Origin of the sequence: Mycolicibacterium vaccae NBRC 14118 = CIP 105934 (assembly GCF_001552715.1) — a bacterium.
GTDB lineage: Bacteria > Actinomycetota > Actinomycetes > Mycobacteriales > Mycobacteriaceae > Mycobacterium > Mycobacterium vaccae.
The window spans coordinates 1-1,304 of sequence record NZ_BCRS01000342.1; the positions used below are offsets into that span (position 1 = coordinate 1).

Here is a 1,304-nt window from a genome sequence, read left to right on the forward strand (position 1 = left end):
ACCCGCGGACGGCGCCGACTGCGGAGCCCGCATCATCCCGTTGTTGGGAACACGCTGCTGCGGGGCTGCCTGCGGCGGCGGTTGCACATCGCTGACCGGGCTCATGACTTCGGTCTGCCAGGACGGTGGCGCCTGCGCGGTCTGGGTGCGCGGAGCCGCCGCCGGCATCGGCGGCGGGGTGGCGTCGCCGCTGGGCGCGCTCCCCTGCGGAACAGCGGAGTCGCGGCCGGGTTCCTCGTCGGCCGTTCGGACGGCATCCGGGGAGTGGAAGAGCCGGTCATAGTCGGCCGACATGTGCACCTCTCAAAGGGTTCTGGGGTGGAGCGGGCCGTGCACGCGGTGGGCGATCACGGCCCGGGGCCGGTCGCCCACCGGCGTGCGCGCAGCGACTAAGTGAACATTCCCATCACGTTCTGCTCGGTGCCACCCATGTCGACACCGGAGTCACGCACGGCGTGCGCCAGGCTCTGCAGGGCCAGGTTCAGCTCTTCGGAGTTCTGGTTCCAGCGCTGCTGCACGGCCTCGTAGGACATCGCGCCGTCGCCACGCCAGGTGCCCTGGAGCCGGTTCAGGGCGCCCTGCCCCTCGGCGAGCAGGCCGTTGACCTTGCCCACGGCCGCGCTGATGTCACCGGAATCGGCTTCGATGCCGGCGAAGTTGTAGTTGATCGAGCCTCCGCTAGTCACAATGGTTCTCCTTGAGTTCGTGGGTGTGGTCTACAGGACGTTGCTCATCGAGGCCGCGACGCGCGAGGAGTTGTCGGCGTCGGTGGCTTCGTACTTGGTGCCGCTGATCTGGATGTTCTGCGAGATGTCCGTGAGCAGACGGATCTGCTGATCGGAGGCCTCCTGGTAGCGCAGCAACGCGGCCTGCGCCGCCCTGCCCGCATCCGGGGTGTCCATGTTGACCGCGAGAGCCGCAGCGGTCGACTCGACCTGTCCGCGCACGGCGGTGAGCTCCCCCGCGATCCTGTCGAATGTCCCCGCCTCTGTGGCTAACGACGCAACATCTGCCTCAAGTGCCATGTGCTGACCTTCCCTCTGTTACCGGCTTTTCGGTTTCCCTGTGCTCTCGCCCGTCGGGCGAGCCCTCCCGACCCAGGTGGCCGGTAAGTCTGTGGTGGACGACTACCAGTCGTCGTCTTCGTCTTCGCTGAGGTCATGCTCCAGCGGAGCGGGCGCGTTCAATCCCGGCTTGTTGCCGCCGCTCTTGCCGCGCTGGCCGAGCATCCCCATCGGCCCGCCGCCTCCCATCCCGCCGCCGGCGGCCATCGGCGCCAGGCCGGCGGCGCCGCCCGCTCCGGC

General features: G+C 69.1%; 3 protein-coding genes. All 3 read right to left on the bottom strand.

The window, feature by feature from the left end; all coding sequences use genetic code 11:
- On the bottom strand, positions 1–294 hold a 294-nt coding region (locus MVA01S_RS29865; protein ID WP_435405985.1), incomplete at its 3' end, for an ESX-1 associated ATP-binding protein EpsI N-terminal domain-containing protein.
- A gap of 95 nt (positions 295–389) precedes the next feature.
- Entirely contained in the window at positions 390–686 is a 297-nt protein-coding gene (locus MVA01S_RS29870) for a WXG100 family type VII secretion target (protein WP_003930722.1), read from the bottom strand.
- 30 nt (positions 687–716) lie between these two features.
- On the bottom strand, positions 717–1,025 hold the full coding sequence (locus MVA01S_RS29875; protein ID WP_040541398.1) for a WXG100 family type VII secretion target: 309 nt from the start codon (positions 1,023–1,025) through the stop codon (positions 717–719).
- Positions 1,026–1,304 lie beyond the last annotated feature (279 nt).